11 protein-coding genes are annotated in these 17,877 nt (G+C 72.7%); 10 read left to right on the forward strand and 1 reads right to left on the reverse strand.

The features are described 5' to 3' along the window. The coding region (locus AB0B02_RS10560) for an arabinofuranosidase catalytic domain-containing protein (protein ID WP_357299117.1) at positions 1–214 on the forward strand (214 nt) is incomplete at its 5' end. A gap of 196 nt (positions 215–410) precedes the next feature. Next, complete coding sequence (locus AB0B02_RS10565) at positions 411–2,105, forward strand: serine/threonine-protein kinase (protein ID WP_281942182.1); 1,695 nt, start codon at positions 411–413, stop codon at positions 2,103–2,105. A 6-nt stretch (positions 2,106–2,111) separates the two neighbouring features. Here the strand turns inward: AB0B02_RS10565 and rph are convergent, their stop codons facing one another. After that, positions 2,112–4,721 carry a rifamycin-inactivating phosphotransferase gene (rph, locus tag AB0B02_RS10570; RefSeq protein WP_357299123.1) on the reverse strand — a complete coding sequence of 870 codons (2,610 nt, stop codon included), beginning with the start codon at positions 4,719–4,721 and terminating at the stop codon, positions 2,112–2,114. Between the two features lie 430 nt (positions 4,722–5,151). On the opposite strand from rph, the gene AB0B02_RS10575 reads away from it, so the two are divergent. The 8 genes from AB0B02_RS10575 (at position 5,152) to AB0B02_RS10610 (ending at position 17,877) form a co-directional block, all read left to right on the forward strand. Continuing rightward, on the forward strand, positions 5,152–9,306 hold the full coding sequence (locus AB0B02_RS10575; RefSeq protein WP_357299125.1) for a SpoIIE family protein phosphatase: 4,155 nt from the start codon (positions 5,152–5,154) through the stop codon (positions 9,304–9,306). Further along, positions 9,303–9,602 carry an STAS domain-containing protein gene (locus tag AB0B02_RS10580; RefSeq protein ID WP_281942186.1) on the forward strand — a complete coding sequence of 100 codons (300 nt, stop codon included), beginning with the start codon at positions 9,303–9,305 and terminating at the stop codon, positions 9,600–9,602. Before AB0B02_RS10575 ends, AB0B02_RS10580 begins: the two co-directional genes overlap by 4 nt. Positions 9,603–9,895: 293 nt before the next feature. Then, positions 9,896–11,878: an alpha-L-fucosidase gene (locus AB0B02_RS10585; RefSeq protein WP_281942187.1), complete on the forward strand. Its 1,983-nt coding sequence runs from the start codon at positions 9,896–9,898 to the stop codon at positions 11,876–11,878. 92 nt (positions 11,879–11,970) lie between these two features. Beyond that, a complete protein-coding gene (locus AB0B02_RS10590; RefSeq protein WP_281942189.1) occupies positions 11,971–13,041 on the forward strand; it encodes a sugar ABC transporter substrate-binding protein in 1,071 nt (356 codons plus the stop codon). Further along, positions 13,038–14,579, forward strand: coding sequence for a sugar ABC transporter ATP-binding protein (locus AB0B02_RS10595; protein ID WP_357299132.1), 1,542 nt, complete (start codon positions 13,038–13,040; stop codon positions 14,577–14,579). The genes AB0B02_RS10590 and AB0B02_RS10595 overlap by 4 nt, the downstream gene beginning before the upstream one ends. Further along, positions 14,572–15,618: an ABC transporter permease gene (locus AB0B02_RS10600; RefSeq protein ID WP_281942193.1), complete on the forward strand. Its 1,047-nt coding sequence runs from the start codon at positions 14,572–14,574 to the stop codon at positions 15,616–15,618. The genes AB0B02_RS10595 and AB0B02_RS10600 overlap by 8 nt, the downstream gene beginning before the upstream one ends. A gap of 61 nt (positions 15,619–15,679) precedes the next feature. Further along, positions 15,680–16,999, forward strand: coding sequence for an enolase C-terminal domain-like protein (locus AB0B02_RS10605; protein ID WP_357299135.1), 1,320 nt, complete (start codon positions 15,680–15,682; stop codon positions 16,997–16,999). After that, positions 16,996–17,877, forward strand: coding sequence for an amidohydrolase family protein (locus AB0B02_RS10610; RefSeq protein WP_357299137.1), 882 nt, complete (start codon positions 16,996–16,998; stop codon positions 17,875–17,877). Before AB0B02_RS10605 ends, AB0B02_RS10610 begins: the two co-directional genes overlap by 4 nt.

Consider the following 17,877-nt stretch of genomic DNA (forward strand, 5'->3'; position numbering starts at 1 on the left):
CCTGTACACGCTCTACGACGGGTCGCTTCCCCCCGGCTACAGCCCGATGAAGAAGCAGGGCGCGATCATCCTGGGCAGCGGCGGCGACTGCTGCATCGACAACAGGAACCAGAGCGTCGGCACGTTCTACGAGGGGGCCATGGTGGCCGGCTACCCCTCGGACGCGACGGAGAACGCGGTCCAGGCCAACGTCGTGGCCGCCGGCTACCGCTGAGCCGATCCGGCCGCCGCCCGGTCCCACGGGGCGGCGGCCGGATCACGGGCGGACCCGGTCGCCGTGGACGGGACGCCGCACGCCGGGCAGGCCCGGGACGGACGGTAGGCTGCGGGCGGTCATCGGGGCGTCCGAAGGGGAACTGCGTGACAGGCGTGTCGGTTCGCGGGACGGTTGCGGCCTGCGGAGGCCCGGAGTGAGCGAGGGACTGCGTCCCGGTGACCCGGTCCGGCTCGGTGGTTACGAACTGCTCGGCCGGCTCGGCGAGGGCGGCATGGGCAGCGTGTTCCTGGCCCGGTCGCCGCAGGGCCGGCAGGTGGCGGTCAAGGTGGTCCGCGCCGAACTGTCCCACCACGACGAGTTCCGGGGCCGGTTCCGCAGCGAGGTGAACCGGGCCCGCCAGGTGCCGCCGTTCTGCACCGCCGAGGTGCTGGACGCCGACCCGGACCACGACCCGCCGTACCTGGTGGTGGAGTACGTCGACGGGCCCAGCCTGGTGCAGGTGGTCCGGGACCGGGGACCGATGACGGCGGCCGGCGTGCACGGCATCGCGGTCGGGGTGGCCACCGCGCTCACCGCCATCCACGGCGCCGGCGTGATCCACCGGGACCTGAAACCCGCCAACGTCCTGGTCGCGCCCGGCGGGATCAAGGTCATCGACTTCGGCATCGCCCGCGCGTTCGAGGCCACGAGCCAGCACACCCGGACCGACCAGATGGTCGGCACCGTCGCGTACATGGCTCCGGAGCGGTTCGAGAGCGCATCCGGCCAACGCACGGGCCCGGCCGCGGACATCTTCGCCTGGGGCGCCGTGGTCGCCTTCGCCGCGACCGGCCGGACGCCGTTCGGGGGCGAGTCCGCCACCGCCACCGCGATGCGGATCATGACCCAGCCGCCGGACCTGACCGGTCTGGACGGCCCGCTGCGGGAGCTGGTCTCCCGGGCGCTGGAGAAGGAGCCGACCGCCCGGCCGACGGCCCGCGACCTGCTCGACGGCCTCTTGACCGCGGCCTCGCCGCCGAGCGGGGCCGCCGTCCGGACCGCCGGGCCGACAGTGCCCGGCGCGGCAGCGGAGAGCGGCCCCGGTGTCGGCCCCGCCGCCGGCGCGGGAGCGAAAGCCGGTCCCGCACCGGGAGGCGGCCCCGACGGCGCGGACCGGGGCGTCCCGGCGGACCCGGGCACGGCCACGACGCGGCGCCGCCGACTCATCGGGATGGCCGCCGGCGCCGCCGTGATGGCGGTGCTGGTGCCGGCCGCGCTGTACGGCGCGGACCTGGTGGGCGACCGGTCCGGTTCGACGCCCACCGGCTCCGCCGGCAGCGGTTCGCCGACCAGCGGCGGCACGCCGTCCACGTCGCCGGCGGCCGGCGGGCCGACCACCGGCGGCACGCCCTCCGCGACGGCGTCCCGGACCCCGGGCGGATCGCCCTCGGCGTCGGCCGACCGGACCCGGGCCATGCTGGCCGGGCAGCGGCGGGTCCTGCTGCACGTGGTGGAGATCGACCGGGACCTGTCGCTGCCGTTCGACGGTGAGCTGACGGTCGGCGACGGCACCGGCAAGGACGCGCTCTTCGTGCTCGAACCGGTAGGCGTCGACTTTATGATCAAGTCGGTGAACCCGGACATCGCGCACCGTCCGTGCCTCGGCGTCAAGCTCGACCCCGAGGGGTACGCGTCCCTGGTGGGCGCCGAGTGCGAACCCACCGGGGCCACCGTGTTCAGCATCACCCGCGAGGGCAAGGACGACAAGGGCCGCACCTCCTACTCGATCATCAGCGACAAGTACGGCGTGGTGCAGTGGGAGGACACCGAGAAGGAGATCTACGTCCAGGAGATGGGCGACGCCCCGATCGACACCACGTTCAGCCTGGTCGACCGCGGCGCCGCCTGAGCCCCCTCAGGTCAGCAGCTCGACGTACCCGCCGGAGCCGTGCACCCGGATCCGCTGCCCGTCGCGGATCAGCCGGGTGGCCCGCGGCACGTTCACGACGGCCGGCAGGCCGTACTCCCGGGCGATGACCGCGCCGTGGGTCATCGGGCCGCCCACCTCCGTCACCAGGCCGGCCACGGCGACGAACAGCGGCGTCCAGCTCGGGTCGGTGTGGACCGTGACGAGGATGTCGCCCGGTTCGACGTCCGCGCCGGCCAGGTCGAGGACGATCCGGGCCCGCCCCTCCACCGTGCCGGTCGACACCGGCACGCCGGCCAGCGCGCCGCTCGGCACGTCGTCACGCCGGTACGCCCCGTGGACCGCCTCGCCGTCCGAGGTGAGCACGCGGGGTGGCGTGAGCGCCTGGTGGAACCGGAACGCCTCCGCGCGCTCGCGGATGAGCCGCGCGTCCACCCGGCGCGTCCGCACCGCGTCCCGGAACTCGTCGAAGGTCAGGAAGAAGACGTCCTCCCGGTCGGGCAGCACACCGTCCCGTACCAGCCGGTCGGCCTCCGCCATCAGCGCCTGCTTGTAGACGAGGTAACGGCTCACGATGCCGTACTTCGGGTACTCGCGGTAGCCGATGAAGGTCCGGACCCGGTCGATCATCCGTTGGGTCTCGTCGGCCTTGCGGTCCCCGTCCGGCAGGGCCCGGAGCCGGTCGAGCACCTCCCGGGCCTTCCGCCGGACCGCCTGCCGGCCCTCCGCGAAGCGCCGTCCGGCGGCGCCGGGCGCGACGTTCCGGACGTGGTCGAGGATCAGCGGTACGAGGGTGGCCGGGCGCTCGCTCCACCGTGGTCGGGTGATGTCGATCTCGCCGACGCACCGCATGCCGTACCGGTCGAGGTAGTCCTGGAGGGCGTCGCGTGCCTCGCGTCCGCCCGGCAGTTTCGGCAGCTCGTCCAGGAAGCCGTCGTCGTCCGCGGCGTCCCGCAGGAACGCCACCACCTCGGGGTGGGGGCGGATGACGTCGGCGACGTCGAGCAGCGCCAGCCCCATCTCCGAGGTGACGTTGCCGGGGGCGGACAGCGTGAGCGTGTCGGCGGCGTTCCGCTCGCCCAGCCACTCCCCCAGCTTGTCGTTGAGCCACCAGGTGGCCTCCATGCCGGCCATGATCGCCTGCATGTTGACCGGGTCGACGAGGGCCCGCTTGTGCTCCGGGAACGCCTCCGCCACCAGGAAGTCGAACAGCGCCGGCCCGGTCCGGGTGCCGATGTCGCGGCGCAGCGCGGCGATGCTGGCCCGACTCTGCTCGATCAGGGCCGTGACGACGGCCGGGTCGGTCTCGATCGTCGCCGACGGCAGCCCGGGGGGCGGACCGGCGGGGCCGTCGTCGGGCAGTGTCGGCACGACGTCACCGCGGTCCAGGATCGTCTCCAGCGCGTCCCTGGTCAGCGGATCCGATCTGGTCATCAGGTCCAGGAAGGCGGCCCGGCCCGCCGGTGTGGCCAGGTGCCGGGTGGCGTCGACGAACAGCCGGCCACCGGCCTCGTGCATCGGCGCCATGGCGGTCAGCCGCCACATCGACAGCCCCAGCGGCTTCATCGCGTCGGTCATCATCTGCTGGTGGCCGACCGAGAGGTAGACGTGGTTCTGCCCGTCGTCGACCACCGGGACCGGGAACAGCGTGGTGATCGGGCGGCTCTGGAGGATGTGGAGGTCGCCGTCGGCCAGGGCCCACTCCACATCCTGCGGGCCGCCGAACCGCGCCTCGATCCGCCGCCCGAGCCGGACGAGACGGACCACCTGCTCGTCCGTCAGCGCGGGTTGCTCCCGACGGGCCGGATCGACCGCCTCGGTCCGCGTCCCGCCGCCCGGGACGGCGCGGACGGCCCGCGGCTTGGTGGCGATGGTCCGGGAGCGGACCCGGTCGTCGCGCACCGTGAACAGGTCCGGGGTGACCAGGCCGGAGACCAGGGCCTCGCCCAGACCGAACCCGGCCTCCACCGAGGCGACCTTCCGGTGCCCGCTGACCGGGTCGGCGGTGAACAGAATCCCCGCCACATCGGGAAGCACCATCCGCTGCACCACCACGGCCATGTGCACCGTACGGTGGTCGATGCCGTTGCGGAGGCGGTAGGTCACCGCCCGCTCGGTGAACAGCGACGCCCAGCACCGGGCGACGTGCGTGCGAATCTCGTCCGGGCCCATCACGTTCAGGTAGGTGTCCTGCTGGCCGGCGAAGGAGGCCGTCGGCAGGTCCTCGGCCGTCGCGCTGGACCGCACCGCGTAGGCGGCGTGCGCGCCGAACCCGGCCAGCGCCGCACCGATCGCTGCCGCGACCTCGCCCGGGACGGCCGCCTCCTCGACGACGCGGCGGATCTCGGCGCTGACCGTCCGGATCGCCTCGCGGTCGTCCGGGCGCAGCCGGGAGAGCCGGTCCAGGGACCCGTCGAGCGCCGGCAGGTCCGCCACGGCCCGCCGGTACGCGTCGGTGGTCACGCAGAAGCCGGGCGGCACGCTCACCCCGTCGAGCCGCGACAGCGCCCCCAGGTGTGCGCCCTTGCCACCGACGGTGGCGACCTGCCTCTCGTCGATCTCGTCGAACCCGACCACGTAGCGTCCGGCCATCGTCATGCCCCCGTTTTTCCAGCTCATCCGCGTCCGGCCGACGATTCTGCGGCATGATCGGGGTCTTGCGGCAAGCCCCGGGGTGCGATATACGTTAGAGGTGGCAGGGAGGGTGTCTCCCTGCCATCGCTGTTTTCCGGCCCTCTCCCTCACCATCGGTGGCGTCCGGCAGCGCGCTCCGGTCCGCGCACACCCACGCCTCGGCCGGCGACGACGCGAAGCGTCGCAGCGACCGGGCGGGCAGCGGCCGGGATTGTGGCACTCCCGACGGCGGTCGGTGGCATGGCGGGGACGCCCTGAGGGCAAGACCGGAACGGAGAGCTACTCTGAGGGGCCGTTCGGGCGACTCGATGACAGGTTGTATCCGGATTTGTCGCCCACGGTGGTGCCTCGACCTGGACGAGCGGGATCTGCTGTGGTGAGGGAGACTCGGGCGATGACCGGCGCTGGCACCGACCCGCGGACACGTGCCGACGTGTTCGCCGTCGACGGTGAGATCGGCCCGGAACTGGCCCGGGTCGACTGGTCGGCCCATCCGCTGGGGCAGCCCGACGCGTGGCCGCAGAGCCTGCGGACGGCGGTGCGCATCCTGCTCTCCTCCCGCTTCCCGATGTGGATGGCCTGGGGCCCCGAGCTGACGTTCTTCTGCAACGCCGCATACCGCCGCGACACGCTGGGCCGCAAGTACCCGTGGGCGTTGGGCCGACCGGCGAACGAGGTGTGGGCGGAGATCTGGGCCGACATCGGCCCCCGCATCGACACCGTGCTGCGCACCGGCGAGGCGACCTGGGACGAGGGGCTGCTGCTGTTCCTGGAACGCGCCGGCTACCGGGAGGAGACCTACCACACGTTCTCCTACAGCCCGCTGCGCGACGACGACGGCACGCTGGTCGGGATGCTCTGCGTGGTCAGCGAGGAGACCGAGCGGGTCATCGGCGAGCGCCGGATGGCCACCCTGCGGGACCTCGGCTCCGACCCGAGCGTGATCCGCACCGAGCAGGAGACGCTCGCCTTCGCCGGTCGCCAGTTGGGGCGCAACGCGCACGACCTGCCGTTCACGCTGACGTACCTGTTCGGTGACGAGGGCGACGCGCGGTTGGCGGAGGCGACCGGGTTCGCCGCCGGCCATCCGGCGGCGCCGGCCACGCTGTCGCTCGACGACCCCGACGCGGTCTGGCCGGCACGGGCGGTGACCGAGGGGGACCTGGTCCGGGTGCCGCTGGACGCCGCCGTGTTCCGCGGCCTGCCGACGGGCGCCTGGCCGGACCCGCCGACCGAGGCGTTGCTGGTGCCGCTGCGCCAGCAGGGCGACACGCCGTACGGGTTCCTGGTGGCCGGGCTCAACCGCTACCGGGCTCTCGACGACGGCTACCGCGGGTTCGTGGAACTGACCGCCGGGCACGTGGCGACCGGGATCGCCAGCGCCCGCAGCTACCAGGCCCAGCAGCGGCGGGCCGAGGAACTCGCCGAGTTGGACCGGGCGAAGACCGCCTTCTTCTCCAACATCAGCCACGAGTTCCGCACCCCGCTGACGCTGATCATGGGACCGGTGGACGAGTTGCGCGGCCGGCTACGGGACGCCGACGGGCCGATCCGCGAGGAGCTGGAGGTCATCCGACGCAACGGGCTGCGCCTGGGCAAGCTGGTCAACAGCCTGCTCGACTTCTCCCGGATCGAGGCCGGCCGGATGCAGGCCCGCTACCAGCCGGTGGACCTCGCCGCGGTGACCGCCGACCTGGCCAGCGTCTTCCGCTCGGCGATCGAACGCGCCGGCCTGACCTTCGAGGTCGACTGCCCGGCCCTGCCCGGGCCGGTGCACATCGACCCCGGCATGTGGGAGAAGGTGGTGCTCAACCTGCTCAGCAACGCCCTGAAGTTCACCTTCGACGGCACCGTGCGGGTCGAGCTGCGCGCCGAGCACGGGCAGGCCGTGCTGCGGGTGGTCGACACCGGCATCGGCGTCGCCGAGGAGGAGATGCCCCGGCTGTTCGAGCGGTTCCACCGCATCGAGAACGCCCGCTCCCGCTCCGACGAGGGCAGCGGCATCGGGCTGGCCCTGGTCAAGGAGCTGGTCACGCTGCACGGCGGCACCATCACCGCCAGCAGCACGGTGGGCCGCGGCACCGCGTTCACGGTCCGGCTGCCGTTCGGCGACGCCCACCTGCCGGCCGACTCGATCGCCGCGGCCGGCTCCGGCCGCGTGCCGCTCTCCGCCGAGCCGTTCGTGCAGGAGGCGCTGCGCTGGCTGCCCGGCGAACCGACGGCCGAGGTCGTCCCGGAGGACGCGACACCGGTCGAGGGTCCCGCGCCGGCCCGGCCGGGGCAGGTCCCGGCCCGGGTCCTGGTCGCCGACGACAACGCCGACATGCGCGAGTACCTCACCCGCCTGCTGCGCTCGGCCGGGCACCGGGTGCGGGCCGTGGCCGACGGCCAGGAGGCGCTGGAGGCCGCCCGCACCCAGACGCCGGACCTGGTGGTCAGCGACGTGATGATGCCCCGGCTGGACGGCCTGCAACTGGTGGCCGCGCTGCGGGCCGACTCCCGGACCGCCGGCACGCCGGTGCTGCTGCTGTCCGCCCGCGCCGGGCAGGAGGCTTCGATCGAGGGGCTGGAGGCCGGCGCGGACGACTACCTGGTCAAGCCGTTCCCGGCCGCCGAGCTGCTGGCCCGGGTGCGGGCGAACGTGGAGCTGGCCCGGCTGCGCAACCACCATGCCCGCTGGCGCACCGCGCTCATCGACTCGTTGCAGGAGGCGTTCTTCGTCTGCGACGAGGCCGGCGCGGTCGTCGAGATCAACGCGGCGTTCACCGACATCCTCGGCTACGGGCCGGAGAGCCTGCCCTACCTGCCGGTGCAGCCGTGGTGGCCGGACCCGGAGGCCGAGCCCGAGGCACACCGTCAGGTGTCCGCCGCGTTCTCGGTGCTGATCGACCAGACGAAGGGCGCCTTCACCGTGCCGGTGACCCACCGCGACGGGCACCGGCTCTGGATCGCGACCGCGTTCAACCAGGTCGACGACCCGGACACCGGACGCCGGGTCATCGTGGGCACGTTCCGCGACGTCACCACCGAGCACTACGCCGTGCAGCGGGAGACCGCCCTGGCCGGGCTGAGCCTGCGACTGTCGCAGGCGGACGATCTCACCGACGCCCTGCACGGGGTGCTGGACGAGATGCGCAAGCTGTGGCGCGCCGCCGGCGTGGTCACCGCCGTCTTCGGCGACTCCCCCGGGCCCGGCGTCACCGCGACCGACCCCCTGCTGCGGTGGGACACGCTGCCCGACGAACGCCGGCAGGCGCTGCTCGCGTTGCGGGACACGCCGCTGCTGACCCCGGTGGCGACGCCGGCGCACGGTGCCGGCATCGCGCTGGAGCATCCGGACGGCACCATGGCGCTCTGGATCGACCTGGGCGAGAAGCGGCCCTTCACCGAGCAGGACCAGACGCTGCTGGCGCTGCTCGCCGGCCACGTCGCCCAGGGGCTGCACCGCGTGCACCAGATCGACCAGCAACGCGAAACCGCCCTGGCCCTGCAACGGGCGATTCTCGGACCGTCCCAGCTTCCCGCCGGCTTCGCCGTGCGCTACGCCCCCGCGTCGCTTCCGCTCAAGGTCGGCGGCGACTGGTACGACACGGTCGAGCTGCCGGACGGACGCATCGCCATCGTGGTCGGCGACTGCGTCGGCCACGGCCTGCGGGCCGCCACCGTGATGGGGCAGTTGCGCAGCGCCTGCCGAGCGCTGCTGTTGCAGGACGCCAGCCCCGCCCAGACGCTGATGGCCCTGGACCGGTTCGCCGCCCTGCTCCCGGGCGCGCAGTGCGCGACCGTCCTCTGCGGTGTGCTGGACCCGGCGACGGGCCGACTGCGCTACTCCAGCGCGGGGCATCCACCGGCCATCGTGGTGCATCCCGACGGCACGCCCGAGTTCCTCGACCAGGGCCGGTCCCGGCCGCTCGCGGTCCGCACCGGGCGGGAACGCCCGGAGGCCGAGATCACCGTGCCGGCCCGGGCCACGCTCATGCTCTACACCGACGGCCTGGTCGAACGGCGCCGTCAGCCGCTGACCGCCGGCATCGGCCGGGCCACCGCGGCGATCCAGGAGGGCCGGGGCATCCCGGTCGAGGCGCTGGCCACCGAGGTGATGGCTCAGCTCACCCCGGAAGGCGGGTACGACGACGACGTGGCTCTGCTCCTCTACCGCCACCCCGGGCCGCTGGAGTTGGACTTCCCCGCCGAGTCGTCGCGGCTGGCCGAGGTGCGCACCGCGTTGCGCGGGTGGCTGGACCGGTGCGGGCTGGCCCCGGCGCACTCCTACAACGTCCTGGTGGCCGCCGGTGAGGCGTGCGCCAACGCGGTCGAGCACGGCCACCGGGACAGTCCCGGCGGGCGGATCCGGCTGCGCGCCGCCGCCACCGCCGACGCGCTGCGGCTGAGCGTCACCGACAGCGGGCACTGGCGGGACCGGGACCGGCCGTCGGACCCGCACCGGGGCCGCGGGCTGGTGCTCATGCGTGCTCTGATGGACTCCATCACGGTGACCCCGGGGGCCACCGGCACCACCGTCGACATGCAGGCAAGGATCATCCGATGAGCACGGCCCTGACGCTCACCACCGGCAGCGACCCCGACGGGGGGCGCGTGCTGACCGCGGTCGGCGAGATCGACATGAGCAACGCGGCCGACTTCGCCGCCGCGCTCGACGACGCCGTCCGACCCGACGGCGACCCCCTCGTGGTGGACCTGACCGCGGTGGAATATCTCGACAGCGCCGGCCTGGCCGTGCTGTTCCCGCACGCCGAACGCATCGCGCTCGTCGCCAGTCCGCTGCTGGAGCCGCTGCTCACCATCTCCGGGCTGGCCGATCTGACCACCGTCCGGAGCGGTTGAGGCAGCGGCCGGGGGGCGCCCGCGCCCGCCACGGCCGCACCGAAGCCGGTCGGAGCCGTCCTCTCACCCGGTCTCCGCAGCACCGCGCCCCGTCGTCGTGCAACTTTTAGACACGTCGATGTTAGCGTTAACGCAGGTGGCAACGTCGGCGCGGCATTCATAAGACGTATGGCCTTCCAATTGGCCGCTGTCCACGGGACCAAAACGTTGACGTTACGCAGATGTAACGCTTAACGTCTGATGTCTCAGTCATGTGAGCCCCCTCACCCACCACCGCTTTCGGAGGGATCACCATGTCCCGTCCCCACCTCACCCGCCGTTCGCTCCTGGCCGCTCTCGGTGCCGGCGGCGCCGCGGCCGCCGTCGGCGGCGTCCTCCGTCCCGGGTCCGCCGCCGCCGCCATCCCCGGACCCGCCAGCTACGCCGAGACGTGGGCGTCGGTCGGTCAGCACCCGGCCGCGCCGGAGTGGTTCCAGGACGCCAAGTTCGGCGTCTACTTCCACTGGGGAGCGTTCAGCGTTCCGGCGTACGCCAACGAGTGGTACCCGCGCAACATGTACAACAACGGCTCCAACGAGAACAACCACCACAAGTCCGTCTACGGTGACCCGTCGGTCTGGCCGTACCACCACTTCATCAACGGCGCGAACGACCGGTCGGGCCGGTTCGTGCAGTTCGCCCCCCGGCTGCGCTCGGCCGGCGGCAACTTCGACCCCGGCGAGTGGGCCCAGTTGTTCGCCGACGCCGGCGCCAAGTTCGCCGGGCCGGTGGCCGAGCACCACGACGGCTTCTCCATGTGGAACAGCCAGGTCAACGAGTGGAACTCGGTGGCCCGCGGCCCACGGCTGGACCTGCTCCGCCTGCACACCGACGCCATCCGGGCCCGCGGCCTCAAGGTCATGGTCGCCATGCACCACGCGTACAACTTCACCGGCTTCTACCAGTGGGCGCCGCAGCAGTCCGACGCCAGCCTGCGCAAGCTCTACGGGCAACTGGGCACCGCGGCGGAGGAGCAGCTCTGGTACGACAAGCTCCGCGAGGTCATCGACCAGGCCCAGCCGGACATGATCTGGCAGGACTTCAACCTCAGCCGGATCAGCGAGGCGCAGCGGCTGCGGTTCCTGGCCTACTACTACAACCGGGCCGTGGCGTGGAACAAGGAGGTCGTCGCCACCTACAAGGACGGGTTGGACCTCGGCGGCACGGTCTTCGACTACGAGCGCGGTGGTCCCGCCGCACTGCGTCAGCCGTACTGGCTCACCGACGACAGCATCAGCAGCTCCAGTTGGTGCTACACGGTGGGGATCGGCTACTACTCGCTGAACCAGATGCTGCACTCGCTGCTCGACCGGGTCAGCAAGAACGGCAACATGGTGCTCAACATCGCGCCGACGGCCGACGGCACCATCCCCGACGGACAGCGCAGCATCCTGCTCGCCATCGGTGACTACCTGCGCCGCTTCGGCGAGTCCGTCTACGCCACCCGGGCCTGGACGACGTACGGCGAGGGCCCCACCCAGATGGGCGGCGGTTCGTTCAGCACCCCGCGCGCCGGCACCGCCCGGGACATCCGGTTCACCCGCAGCAAGGACAACCGGGTGCTGTACGCCACGTTCCTCGGCTGGCCGGGCAGCACGGCCACCGTCACCACGCTGGCGTCGGGCCGGATCAACCTCGGCACCCTGACCGGCGTGCAACTGCTCGACGCCAACGCCGGCAGCTACGTCAACCTGCCGACCCGCACCCAGGACTCCGGCGGCCTGCGGATCACCATGCCGTCCGCCGGCGCGCCGTTCAACGCGCCCGCGTACGTGGTCAAGCTGACGTTCAGCGGCCCGATCCCGACGCTCGGCGGCGGTTCGACCACCTGGCAGCGGATCACCAACGTGACAAACGGCCTGGCGCTCGACAGCGGCGGCAACGTCGCCTCCGGCTCCCCGCTGAAGCAGTGGAGCTGGGACGGCAGCACGAACCTCCAGTGGCAGCTCGTCGACCTGGGCACCGGGTACCACCGGATCGTCAACCGGACCAACGGCATGGTCGTCGACGGCTTCGGCCAGACCACCAACGGCGCCGCCGCCCAGCAGGCGCCCTGGAACGGCGGCAACAGCCAGCAGTGGCAGCTCACCGACCAGGGCAACGGGCGGTACCGGATCGCCAACCGGGCCACCGGCCTGGTGCTCGACGGGGGCGGCCAGGTCGCCTCCGGTTCCCCGGTCAAGCAGTGGAGCTGGGACGGCAGCACCAACCTGCTGTGGACCCTCGCCACCGTCTGAATCCCTGAATCCACGTCCGACGCGTGCGCGTCACGCACCCCCGGCGGTGCTGGCGACACGCGTCGGACGACGTTCCGACCTGGAGGACCACGATGACCCGTAGAGCTCTGCTGGGGCTGGGCCTGACGATGACGCTCGTCGCCTCGGCCACGCTCGCCGCCGGCTGCGGCGACGGTGCGGGGAAGGACAGCGACTCGGGCGGCTCCGCCCCGCTCGTCGGGGTGGACTACCCCCGATCCGACACCGACTTCTGGAACTCGTACATCAAATACGTGCCGACGTTCGCCGACGAGCTGGGCGTCGCCCTGAAGACCACCAACTCGCAGAACGACATCGCCAACCTGATCTCGAACGCCCAGACCTTCATGAGCCAGGGGGTCAAGGGCGTGGTGATGGCCCCGCAGGACACCGCCGCGATCGCGCCGACGCTCCAGCAACTGGCTGCCAAGAAGATCCCGGTGGTCACCATCGACACCCGCCCGGACTCCGGCGAGGTGGCGATGGTGATCCGCGCCGACAACCGCGCCTACGGCACCAAGGCGTGCAAGTTCCTCGGCACCAAGCTCGGCGGCAAGGGCAAGGTGGTGATGTTGCAGGGCGGCCTCGACTCGATCAACGGCCGGGACCGGACCGAGGCGTTCCACGAGTGCATGCGCGCCGACTACCCGGGCATCACGGTGTTCGGCGAGGCGACCGACTGGAAGGCCGACGTGGCGGCCAGCAAGCTCCAGACCCGGTTCGCGTCGGACCCGGACCTCAAGGGCATCTACATGCAGTCCTCGTTCGCGCTCTCCGGCACGCTCCAGATCCTCAAGCAGCGCGGCCTCCAGGTCCCGGCGAGCGACCCGAAGCACGTCTTCGTGGTCTCCAACGACGGCATCCCGGAGGAGCTGGCCGACATCGGCCGGGATCTGATCGACGCCACCGTCAGCCAGCCCGCCGACCTGTACGCCAGGTACGGCCTGGAGTACGTGAAGGCGGCGATCGACGGCAAGACGTTCCAGCCCGGCCCGACCGACCACAACAGCACGATCATCCAGGTGCGGGAAGGGCTGCTGGAGGACCAGCTCCCGGCGCCGCTGGTGACGAAGGACGGCGCGCCGGTCGCGGGCGAGCCCACAGTGAAGTTCGACGACAGGTCCCTGTGGGGCAACACCGCATGAGCGTCCGCTCACCCGCCTCGACCGACGGGCCGGCCGGCGACCTCCGGCCCGTCGTGGAGGCCGTCCACATCACCAAGCGTTTCGGGTCGACGACCGCCCTCTCCGACGCCGGCATCGTGGTCCGGCCCGGCGAGACGCACGCCCTGGTGGGCCGCAACGGCGCCGGCAAGTCGACGCTTGTCGGCATCCTCACCGGCCTCCAGGCGCCGGACGAGGGCGCGGTGGCCTTCGACGGCCGGCCCGCGCCGCCGCTCGGTGACCGGGCCGCCTGGCGGCGGCGGGTGGCCTGCGTCTACCAGAAGTCCACGATCATCCCCACGCTCACGGTGGCCGAGAACCTGTTCCTCAACCGGCACGACCGCGGTCGCGGCGGGCTGATCCGCTGGTCGCGGCTGCGCCGCGCGGCGCAGGACCTGCTGGCGACCTGGTCGGTCGACGTGGACGTGCGGCAGCCCGCCTCGACCCTGTCGGTCGAGCAGCGGCAGTTCGTGGAGATCGCCCGGGCGCTGTCGTTCGGCGCCCGGTTCATCATCCTCGACGAACCGACCGCGCAGCTCGACGGCGCCGGCATCAACCGGCTGTTCACCCGGCTCCGTGACCTGCGTGCCCACGGGGTGACCTTCCTGTTCATCAGCCACCACCTCCAGGAGATCTACGAGATCTGCGACCAGGTGACGGTCTTCCGCGACGCCCGGCACGTCCTCACCGCACCGGTGGCCGAGCTGAGCCGTCCGGCCCTGGTGGCGGCCATGACCGGGGAGGACGTGACACTGCCGGAGGCCGACCACCCGCCGCTGCCGGCCGACGCCCCCGTGCTGCTGTCCGTCCGCGACCTGGTCACCCCGTCCGGCGCCGAACTGTCCCTGGAGACCCGGGCCGGCGAGGTGGTGGGCATCGCGGGCGGCGGCGGCAGCGGCAAGGTCGAGGTGGCCGAGGCGATCGTCGGCCTGACCCGCCGCGCCGGTGGGACGGTCGCCGTCGACGGGCGCGTGCTGCGGCCGGGCAGCGTGCCCGACGCCCTCGACGCCGGGGTGGGCCTGGTGCCGCAGGACCGACACCGCGAGGGCATGGTGCCACTGCTGTCCATCGCGGAGAACGTCACGATGACCGTGCCGGAGCGCATCGCGCGGCGTGGGCTCATCTCACCGGGACTCCGGGACGCCGTGGCCCGCACCGCCATCACCGAGCTGGCCGTCAAGGCGGCCGGCCCGCACGTCCCCGTCGCCGACCTGTCCGGGGGCAACCAGCAGAAGGTGGTGATGGGCCGGGCGTTGGCCAACGACCCGAAACTGCTGGTGCTCATCACGCCGACGGCCGGCGTCGACGTGCGGTCGAAGCAGACCCTGCTTGGTGTGGTGGAACAGGTACGCCGCCGGGGCGCCGCCGTCCTCATCGTCTCCGACGAACTCGACGACCTGCGGATCTGTGACCGCGTCCTGGTCATGTTCGCCGGGCGGGTCATCCGCGAGCTGGCCCACGGCTGGCCCGACAACGAGCTGGTAGCCGCCATGGAAGGGGTGGATCTCCACCATGCCTGAGACGCTGTCCACCACGACGTCGCCGCCGGCCGGGGCGTCCCCGCCGGCCCCGCCGTCGCCCTCCGCACGGAGCCTGGTCCTCACCCGCCTGCGGGACCTGGCCCTGGTGCCGGCGATCGTCGCGGTCGCCGTCGTCGGCTCGCTCGTGAATCCCGTCTTCCTCAGCGCCGACAACCTCCTCAACGTGCTCCAGAGCATGTCGGAGATCGCCATCCTGGTGCTGGCGCAGACCATCGTGCTGATCACCGGCAAGATGGACCTGTCGCTGGAGTCCACGTTCGGCCTGGCCCCCGGCATCGCGGCCTGGCTGGTCGTCGACCCGGCGCTCACCCGCGGTCTCGGGCTCGACGTGCTGCCCGACGGCCTGGCGGTGCCGGTGGTCCTGCTCGTCGGCGCCCTGGTCGGCGCCGTCAACGGGCTGCTGATCGTCCGCTTCGGCCTCAACGGCTTCATCGTGACGCTGGGCATGCTGATCGTCCTGCGCGGACTCCTCACCGGGATCTCCGGTGGTCAGACGTTCTTCGCGCTGCCGGAGTCGATGACCTACCTCGGCTCGGCCACCTGGTTCGGCGCGCCGGCGTCCATCTGGGTGTCGCTGCTGTTGTTCGCGGTCGGGATCGTGGTGCTCGGTTACACCCGTGTCGGCCGGGCGTTGTACGCCATCGGCGGCAACGCCGACGCGGCCCGCGCGGCCGGCATCCGCACCGACCGGGTGTTGTGGGCCGCCCTCGTGGTGGCGAGCGTGCTGGCCGCGCTCGCCGGGTTGCTGATCAGCGGGCGGCTCGCCGCGGTGCCGGCGGCGCAGGGCGACGGCGCCATCTTCCAGGTGTTCGCGGCGGCGGTCATCGGCGGGGTCAGTCTCAACGGCGGCAAGGGCAGCGTGTTCGGCGCCTTCACCGGGGTCCTGCTCCTCTTCATGATCATCAATGTGCTCACGCTCGCCGGGGTGCCCGCCCAGTGGACGAACTTCCTCAACGGCGCCGTCATCCTGGTCGCCCTGACGGTCTCCCGGATCACCGGCGGCAAGGCGCAGACATGACGCCACCGCCGCGTCCGGCGCCGCCGACGAGCCAGCCCACCTCGACCGACCGGGAGAACAGTTGTCCGAGCACATCACATCCGTAGAGACCATCGACGTCCGGTTCCCGACGTCGCGCCACCGCGACGGCTCGGACGCGATGAACCCGTTCCCGGACTACTCCGCCGCCTACGTCATCCTGCGCACCTCGGCCGGCGCCGAGGGACACGGCCTCGTGTTCACCGTGGGGCGGGGCACCGAGATCCAGATCCGGGCCCTGCGGTCGCTGGCCCCGATGCTCGAGGGCCAGCCGGTCGACGCGCTGGTCGCCGACCCCGGGGCGCTCGCGCGCCGGCTGGTCGGCGACAGCCAGATCCGCTGGCTGGGCCCGGAGAAGGGGGTCGTGCACATGGCCGCCGGCGGCCTGGTGAACGCGGTCTGGGACCTCGCCGCCCGGCGGGCCGACAAGCCGCTGTGGAAACTGCTCGCCGATCTCACCCCGGAGCAGCTCGTGGCGCAGGTCGACTTCCGCTACCTGCGCGACGCCCTCACCGAGGACGAGGCGCTGGCGCTGTTGCGCGCCGCCGTCGACGGGCGGGCGGACCGGGAGCGCCGCCTGCTGACCGAGGGCTTCCCGGCGTACACCACGACGCCGGGCTGGCTCGGTTACGACGACGACAAGCTGGCCCGGCTCTGCACGGAGGCGGTCGCGGCCGGGTTCCGGCTGATCAAGCTCAAGGTGGGCGGGGACCTCGCCGACGACGTACGCCGGCTGGGCATCGCCCGCCGGGCCGTCGGGCCGGACGTGCGCATCGCGGTCGACGCGAACCAGGTGTGGGGGGTGCCCGAGGCGATCCGCTGGATGCGCGAACTGGCCCCGTTCGACCCGTACTGGATCGAGGAGCCGACCTCACCCGACGACATCCTCGGGCACGCCGCCGTCCGCTCGGCCGTCGCCCCGACGAAGGTGGCCACCGGCGAACACGGGCACAACGCGGTGATGTTCAAGCAACTGCTCCAGGCCTGCGCCGTCGACGTGGTCCAGATCGACGCCTGCCGGGTCGCCGGGGTCAACGAGAACCTGGCCATCCTGCTGCTCGCGGCGAAGTTCGGCGTGCCGGTCTGCCCGCACGCCGGCGGGGTGGGGCTGTGCGAGCTGGTGCAGCACCTGGCCATGTTCGACTTCGTCGCCCTCACCGGCAGCACCACCGACCGGGCCATCGAGTACGTCGACCACCTGCACGAGCACTTCGCGGATCCGGTCCGGATCCGCGACGGCCGTTACCTCGCGCCCCGCTCCCCCGGCATGAGCGCGGAGATCCTCGCGCCCTCGCTGGCCGACTACCGCTTCCCCGACGGACCCCGGTGGGCGGTGGCGACGACCGGAGCCGCACTCACATGATCATCGACGCGCATCACCACCTCTGGCAGCCCGACCGTGGGTACCACTGGCTCGACGACCCGGCGCTGGCGGCGATCCGCCGCCCCTTCACCCCCGCCGACCTGACCACCGAACTCGCCTCGGCCGGCGTGGACGGCACCGTGCTGGTGGAGGGCGGCCGTTGCCACCCCGACGAGGCCGCCGAGTTCCTCGGTCACGCCGCGGACACGCCGGCGATCCTCGGCGTGGTGGCCTGGGTCGACATCGCCGGGGGCGAGGTCTCCGCCACCGTCCGGCGCTACCGGCACCTGCCCGGCGGGGAGCTGCTGGTCGGGGTGCGGTCGCAGGTCCAGGGCGAGGCGGACCCCGACCACCTCGACCGTCCCGACGTACGGCGCGGGCTCGCCGAGGTGGCCGACGCCGGCCTGGTGTTCGACCTGGTGATCCGTGCCGACCAACTGCCCGCCGCGGCGCGGGCGGCCCGGGCGGTGCCGCAGCTCTCGTTCGTCCTCGACCACCTCGGCAAGCCGCGCATCGACCGGGGCGCCGCCGGGCTGGCCGGCTGGCGCGACCCGCTCGCCGCGCTGGCCGCCAGTCCCAACGTCACCGGCAAGCTGTCGGGCCTGGCCACGGAGGCGGCACCGGACTGGTCGCCGGCCGACCTGAGCCCGTTCGTCGAGGTCGCCGTCGACGAGTTCGGCCCGGACCGTCTGATGTTTGGCTCGGACTGGCCGGTGTGCCTGCTCAGGTCGGACTACCCGGGGGTGCGGCGGGCCCTGACGGCCGCGCTGCCGCCCCTGTCGCCCGGGGACCGGCGGGAGATCTTCGCCGGCACCGCCGTGCGCACCTACCGCCTGACACCACCGGCCGAACCGGCCGCGCCCGGGCCGGCGAGATGA

It is taken from the genome of Micromonospora sp. NPDC049240 (assembly GCF_040647835.1).
In the GTDB taxonomy this organism is placed as follows: domain Bacteria; phylum Actinomycetota; class Actinomycetes; order Mycobacteriales; family Micromonosporaceae; genus Micromonospora.

Bases quoted from the DNA above. Each gene is read 5' to 3' on its own strand.
- rph (WP_357299123.1), bottom strand. From the start codon at position 4,721: ATGACGATGGCCGGACGCTACGTGGTCGGGTTCGACGAGATCGACGAG.
- AB0B02_RS10575 (WP_357299125.1), top strand. From the start codon at position 5,152: ATGACCGGCGCTGGCACCGACCCGCGGACACGTGCCGACGTGTTCGCC.
- AB0B02_RS10580 (WP_281942186.1), top strand. From the start codon at position 9,303: ATGAGCACGGCCCTGACGCTCACCACCGGCAGCGACCCCGACGGGGGG.
- AB0B02_RS10585 (WP_281942187.1), top strand. From the start codon at position 9,896: ATGTCCCGTCCCCACCTCACCCGCCGTTCGCTCCTGGCCGCTCTCGGT.
- AB0B02_RS10590 (WP_281942189.1), top strand. From the start codon at position 11,971: ATGACCCGTAGAGCTCTGCTGGGGCTGGGCCTGACGATGACGCTCGTC.
- AB0B02_RS10595 (WP_357299132.1), top strand. From the start codon at position 13,038: ATGAGCGTCCGCTCACCCGCCTCGACCGACGGGCCGGCCGGCGACCTC.
- AB0B02_RS10600 (WP_281942193.1), top strand. From the start codon at position 14,572: ATGCCTGAGACGCTGTCCACCACGACGTCGCCGCCGGCCGGGGCGTCC.
- AB0B02_RS10610 (WP_357299137.1), top strand. From the start codon at position 16,996: ATGATCATCGACGCGCATCACCACCTCTGGCAGCCCGACCGTGGGTAC.